The 6,081-nt window shown below is 70.4% G+C and carries 6 protein-coding genes and 1 pseudogene; 1 reads left to right on the forward strand and 6 read right to left on the reverse strand.

The genetic code is table 11. From position 1 onward, the window contains the following. Nucleotides 1-555: mycothiol synthase (mshD, locus tag ACTIR_RS0115755; protein ID WP_026454998.1), on the forward strand; the 555-nt coding region annotated here is incomplete at its 5' end. A gap of 98 nt (nt 556-653) precedes the next feature. On the opposite strand, the gene pstB is transcribed toward mshD, so the two are convergent. The 6 genes and pseudogenes from pstB to ACTIR_RS27250 form a co-directional block, all read right to left on the reverse strand. Further along, on the reverse strand, nt 654-1,433 hold the full coding sequence (gene pstB, locus ACTIR_RS0115760) for a phosphate ABC transporter ATP-binding protein PstB (RefSeq protein ID WP_026454999.1): 780 nt from the start codon (nt 1,431-1,433) through the stop codon (nt 654-656). A 26-nt stretch (nt 1,434-1,459) separates the two neighbouring features. After that, complete coding sequence (pstA, locus tag ACTIR_RS0115765) at nt 1,460-2,548, reverse strand: phosphate ABC transporter permease PstA (RefSeq protein ID WP_026455000.1); 1,089 nt, start codon at nt 2,546-2,548, stop codon at nt 1,460-1,462. Then, the gene (gene pstC, locus ACTIR_RS0115770) at nt 2,548-3,492 is read right to left on the reverse strand and encodes a phosphate ABC transporter permease subunit PstC (protein ID WP_026455001.1); all 945 of its coding nucleotides are present in this window, start codon (nt 3,490-3,492) and stop codon (nt 2,548-2,550) included. The genes pstA and pstC overlap by 1 nt, the downstream gene beginning before the upstream one ends. A 97-nt stretch (nt 3,493-3,589) precedes the next feature. Next, complete coding sequence (gene pstS / locus ACTIR_RS0115775) at nt 3,590-4,684, reverse strand: phosphate ABC transporter substrate-binding protein PstS (RefSeq protein ID WP_026455002.1); 1,095 nt, start codon at nt 4,682-4,684, stop codon at nt 3,590-3,592. 254 nt (nt 4,685-4,938) lie between these two features. After that, complete coding sequence (gene phoU, locus ACTIR_RS0115780; RefSeq protein ID WP_026455003.1) at nt 4,939-5,601, reverse strand: phosphate signaling complex protein PhoU; 663 nt, start codon at nt 5,599-5,601, stop codon at nt 4,939-4,941. A gap of 123 nt (nt 5,602-5,724) precedes the next feature. After that, nucleotides 5,725-6,081 (reverse strand): annotated as a pseudogene (locus tag ACTIR_RS27250) (LCP family protein); the annotation flags it as partial.

The following is a 6,081-nucleotide window of genomic DNA, read 5'->3' on the forward strand; positions in this document are numbered from 1 at the left end:
GCACAGCGGCACGCGATGACCCGCGCGCGCGAGCTGCTGGTGATGCGGGCCGAATCGGCAGGTCAGGAGTGGCCCGAGCCCCGGCTTCCCGCGGGCGTGCGCCTACGGACCTTCGTGCCGGGCCGGGACGAACGGGCGATGGTGGAGGTCAACGCCCGCGCGTTCCACTGGCACCCCGAGCAGGCGGCCTTCGACGTGGCGCAGCTGACCGACGCCGAGCGGGAGGACTGGTTCGACCCGGACGGGTTCTTCCTCGCGGAGAACACGGAGGGCGAGCTGGTCGGGTTCCACTGGACGAAGATCCACCCACCGAACCCGCACCGGTTCGGCGGACGCCCGGTCGGCGAGGTCTACGTGGTCGGCGTGGATCCCGCCGCGCAGGGCGGCGGGCTCGGCAGGGCGTTGACGCTGGCCGGCCTGCGGTATCTCCGCGGGCGCGGACTGGACCAGGTGATCCTCTACGTCGAGGGGGACAACGCGCCCGCCGTGGCCGTCTACCGCGCGCTGGGTTTCGACACCGTCGAGACCGACGTGCAGTACGCCCTCGACGGCTGACCCCGTCACCCCGGTCGGGGACCGCCCCGGCCGGAGCCACCCCGGAGGGCGGCCCGGCCCGGGCGGGAACGGCGGCGTGGAACGGCAGGGTGGACGACTCAGCCGAACCGGCCGGAGATGTAGTCCTCGGTGGCCTTGTTCTGCGGGGTGGAGAAGATCGTGGTGGTCTCGTCGATCTCCACGAGCTCACCCGGCTCGCCGACGCCCTTGAGGTTGAAGAACCCGGTCGTGTCGCTCACCCGCGCCGCCTGCTGCATGTTGTGCGTCACGATCACGATCGTGTAGTTCTCCTTCAGCTCCAGCATCAGGTCCTCGATGGCCTGGGTGGAGATCGGGTCCAGTGCCGAGCACGGCTCGTCCATCAGCAGAACGTCCGGCTGCACGGCGATCGCCCGGGCGATGCACAGCCGCTGCTGCTGGCCCCCGGACAGGCCCGAGCCGGGCTTGCTCAGCCGGTCCTTGACCTCGGTCCACAGGTTCGCCGACCGCAGCGAGCGTTCGACGATCTCGTCCATCTCCGCACGGCGGACCCGCTTGTTGTTGAGCTTGAGCCCGGCGGCCACGTTGTCGTAGATGGACATCGTCGGGAACGGGTTGGCCTTCTGGAAGACCATGCCGATCTGGGTGCGCACCCGCACCGGGTCCACGTCCGGGGCGTAGAGGTCCTGGTCGTCCATGAAGACCTGACCCTCCACGCGCGCGCTCGGCACGAGTTCGTGCATCCGGTTGAGGGTGCGCAGGAACGTCGACTTGCCGCAGCCGGAGGGCCCGATGAGCGCGGTGACCGACCGTGGCTGGATGGTCATCGACACGCCCTGCACGGCGAGGAACTTGTCGTAGTAGATGTCGAGATCCTTGACCTCGATGCGCTTTGCCACAGTGCTTCCTTACCAGGTCTCCCGCGTCAGCCGCGGGTCTTCGGTGCGAACAGTCGGGAGATCAGCCGGGCGACGAGGTTGAGCGCCATCACGATGATGATCAGCAGCAGCGCGGCCGCCCACGCCCGGTCCAGCGACGGTCCGGGAGGCGTCCCGGGGCTGACGTACTCGTAATAGGCGAACACCGACAGGGTGGCCATCCGTCCGTCGAACGGGTCGAAGTTGTCGCCGGAGGTGATCCCCACCGTGATCAGCAGCGGGGCGGTCTCCCCGATCACGCGCGCGATGGCGAGCGTGACGCCCGTGGCGATACCCGCCAGGGCGGTGGGGAGCACGACCTTCAGGATAGTGCGCCACTTCGGCACGCCGAGCGCGTAGGAGGCCTCCCGCAGGTCGTTGGGGACGAGCTTGAGCATCTCCTCGGTGGACCGGACGACCACGGGGATCATCAGCACGCTGAGCGCGACCGCGCCCATGATGCCCATCCGCACCCCGGGGCCGAAGATCAGCGCGAACAGCGCGTAGGCGAACAGCCCGGCCACGATCGACGGGATGCCGGTCATGACGTCGACGAAGAAGGTGATCGCCTTGGCGAGCTTGCCGCGGGCGTACTCGACGAGGTAGACGGCGGTGAGCATCCCCACCGGGACCGAGATCGCCGTGGCGAGCCCGGTGATGATCAGCGTGCCCAGGATGGCGTGGTGGACGCCACCGCCCTCGCCGAGCACGCCGCGCATCGACCAGGTGAAGAACTCGGCGTCGAACCGGGCGAGCCCGTTGGTCAACACCGTGACCACGACCGAGATCAGGGGGACCAGCGCGAGCAGGAAGGCCCCGGTCACGACCGCGGTCACCAGCCGGTCGGTGGCCTTGCGGGCGCCCTCGACGGAGCGCGACCAGCTGTAGAGCACGACGGTGTGGCCGAGCGCGGCGACCACCGCGGCGGCCACGACGTGCCAGCCCGCCAGCCACAGGCCGACGCCCGCGGCCGTGGCGAGGGCCAGCACCACCCACGGCGCGTACTTCGGGAGCTGGCCGTGGGTCAACGGCACGCCGGCCAGCGGGGCGTGGAGATCGGTCCCGCCGGTCTCGGGGGTTCGCGTCGAGGTGGGCATCAGTTGGCTCCCGAGAAGTCCTTGCGGCGCTCGATCACCGCGCGGGCCGCCATGTTCACGAGCAGGGTCAGGGCGAACAGCACCAGGCCGGAGGCGATCAGCGTGTTGACGGCGATGCCGGTGGATTCGGGGAACTGGAGCGCGATGTTCGCCGCGATCGTCGACGGGTTACCGGTGCCGATCAGGTTGACCGTGATGCCGCCCGAGACGGACAGCACGATGGCCACGGCCATCGTCTCGCCGAGCGCGCGGCCCAGGCCGAGCATCGAGGCACCGATCACACTGGACCGTCCGAACGGCAGCACCGCCATTTTGATCATTTCCCACCGGGTGGCGCCCAGCGCCAACGACGCCTCCTCGTGCAGACGCGGCGTCTGGCGGAAGGCCTCCCGCACGACGGCGGTGATGATCGGCAGGATCATCACGGCGAGCACGAGGATCGCCACGAGCATCGTGCGGCCGGTCGCCGAGGCCGGGCCCGCGAAGAACGGGATGAACCCGACGTGCTCCGCCAGCCACCGGGTCGGTTCCACCGTCAGCGGTGCGAGTTGGGTGAAGCCCCAGAGGCCGTAGATGATGCTGGGTACGGCGGCGAGCAGGTCGATGAGATAGCCGAGCCCCTGCGCGATGCGACGTGGGGCGTAGTAGGTCACGAACAGCGCGATCGCCACCGCGAGCGGCGCGGCGAGCACGAGCGCGAACACCGCGGAGAGCACGGTGCCGAACAGCAGTGGCCACACGTAGACGGCCACCCCGCCCTCACCGGGGATCTCCTCGGCGGGGGCGGTGAGCGCGGGCCACGCCTCCACGAGCAGGAACGCGGCCACCCCGGCGAGGACGACGAGGATCAGGACGCCCGCCCCGGTGGAGGCTCCTGCGAAGATGCGGTCCCCCGGCCGCCGGGGTGTCCGGCCGGCGCGGGGCTGTTCCGCTGTGCTGGGCAATTGCCTTCCCTTCCCTGTGCTTGCCGCCCGCACACGGGCGTTCGGGTGGTCACCCTACGGAGGTGGCCACCCGAACGTGTGCGACTCCTCGCGGCGCTCAGCTGCCGGAGCCGGAGCCGATCGCCGCCACCGCGGGTTCGAGGTCCTTGCGCAGTGTGTAGGACAGCGGGGCGGAACCCGCGTTCTCGGCCGCGGTGTCCTGTCCCTCGGCGCTGAGCATGTACTCGAAGTAGGACCGGACGAGCTCGGCCTTGCCGGAGTCATCGTAATTCGCGCAGGCCAGAGCGTAGGACACCAGCACGATGGGGTAGGTGCCGGACTCGGTGGTGTCCCGGGCGAGGTCGTAGGCGTAGCTGTACTCGCCACGGCCCTCGATCCGCTCGGAGACCTCCATCACCTTCGCGGCGGCGTCCGGCGAATAGTCGACGAACTCGTCGCCGACCCCGACGGAGACGGTGCTCAACTCGCCCGCCCGACTCGCGTCGGCGTAGCCGATCGTGCCGTTGCCGTTGCGCACGGCCTGCACGACACCGGAGGTGCCCTGCGCGGCCTCACCGCCGGCCACCGGCCAGTCCCCGCTGACCTCGTGCGGCCATGCGTCGGGGGCCGCGGCGGAGAGGTACTCCAGGAAGTTCTCCGTCGTGCCGGACTCGTCCGAACGGTTCACCGGGGTGATCGGGGTGTCGGGGAGTTGCGCGTCCGGGTTGTCCGCGGCGATCTCCGGGTCGTTCCAGGTGGTGATGTCCTGGTTGAAGATCTTGGCGATGGTCTCGGGCCCGAGGTTGAGCGTGTCGACCCCGTCGAGGTTGAACACGATCGCCACGGGGGAGACGTAGACCGGCAGCTCGACGACCTGTCCGCAGCGTTCCTTCGCTCCGGCGAGCTCCTGCTCGTCGAGGTAGGCGTCGGTGCCGCCGAAGTCGGAACCACCGTTGACGAACTGCTCGCGGCCGCCGCCCGAGCCGATGGGGTCGTAGTTCACCGTGACGTCCGGGTTGCTCTCCACGAAGCCCGCCTGCCAGGCCGCCTGGGCGGCCTCCTGCGAGCTGGCTCCGGCACCGGAGATCGTTCCGGCGAGGCCCGAGCCCCCGCCCGGGCCGTCTCCGCGCTCGTTCACGGCGGTGCAGGCGGTGAGCGCGAGCGTCGCCGCCGCGGGGAGGGCGAGGGCGAGGCGCAGGGAGTGACGCTGCACGGGAAACCTCTTCCGATGAGTCGTGGCCGACCGCGGCCGGCCGCTGGGGTTGCTCACGGAACGGAACGCTATGGCCGGGACGTGACACCCCAGGACAGTGTCGGTGAACAGCGACTGAACGGAACCCGACGACGGTCGGACGTCACAGCGACATCACGGATGGGTGACGTCGGGTCGGCGCGTGGCCGGACGTCCCGGGCGCGTTCGCGGGGACGTCCGGCCGTCGCGGGGGCGGACGGGGACGTGCGGGAGGCTCAGACGTCGGACGTGGAGTACCCGGGCATCCGGCCGGTGACGACGAACACCATCCGCCGGGCGACCGACACCGCGTGGTCGGCGTAGCGCTCGTAGAACCGGCCGAGCAGGGTGATGTCCACGGCCGCGGAGACGCCGTGCTCCCACTCCTTGTCCATGATGACGCTGAACAGGTGCCGGTGGATCTCGTCGACCTGGTCGTCGTCGGACTCGATGGCCCGGGCGGCGTCCACGTCGCGGGTGCGGATCACCTGTTCGGCCCGGCGGGCCAGGCGCACCGAGGCCTGCCCCATGTCGTCGAAGTACCGCCGCACGTCGTCCGGCAGCACCGGGTCGGGGTGCCGCCTGCGGGCCGCCTTGGCGACGTGCAGCGCCAGGTCCCCCATGCGTTCGAGACTCTCCGCCGCGTGGATCGCGGCGAGGATCACCCGGAGATCCGTCGCCACCGGCGACTGGAGCGCCAGCAGCGCGTACGCCTGCTCCTCGCAGTCGGCGCGGGCATCGTCGACCAGGGTGTCGTCGCTGATGACGCGCTCCGCGAGTTCGAGGTCGGTGTCCAACATGGCCCGCGTGGCGCGCTCCATCGCCTCCGCGACCTGAGTGCACATGTCGGCCAGTTTCGACGCCAGATTCTCGAGTTCGACGTGGTAAGCCTCGCGCATGCGGCTCACTCTACGTCCGGCTCCGCACGGACGCCGCATCGCGGGATGAACCCTCGGTGAACCGGAGCTGTCGATTCCCTACGCCCGCCCCCGGGCATGCGCGGACACCCGGGGGCGGGTCGTTCAGTCCTCGTCGTCGTCGGAGTTCCGGCCGGTGCGGGGGGCACCGACGGAGACCACTTTCTGCAGTGCGGTGCGGGTCTGTTCGATGCGGGCGGCGAACTTCTGCCGCTTCGCCCGGCGCTTCTCCTCCTCGGCCTCCAGCTCGTCGTGGGCCGCGGAGAACCGTGCCAGCGAATCGTCGATCTTGCGGATGTTCGCGACCGACTCGTCGATCGGTTCCAGCTGATCGGTCATCGTCAGCCGGTCCTCGAGCGAACGCTCGTCGCGGGACAGGGGCCGGCCCGGGGCGTCCCCGGCGTCGTCCGTGTCGTCGGCGACCTCGGGCTCCGGCGACGCCTGCGGTGCGGCGGCCGCCGC

This window comes from Saccharomonospora iraqiensis subsp. iraqiensis, assembly GCF_000430445.1.
Lineage (GTDB): Bacteria > Actinomycetota > Actinomycetes > Mycobacteriales > Pseudonocardiaceae > Saccharomonospora > Saccharomonospora iraqiensis.

Bases quoted from the DNA above. Each gene is read 5' to 3' on its own strand.
- pstA (WP_026455000.1), bottom strand. From the start codon at position 2,548: ATGCCCACCTCGACGCGAACCCCCGAGACCGGCGGGACCGATCTCCAC.
- phoU (WP_026455003.1), bottom strand. From the start codon at position 5,601: ATGCGCGAGGCTTACCACGTCGAACTCGAGAATCTGGCGTCGAAACTG.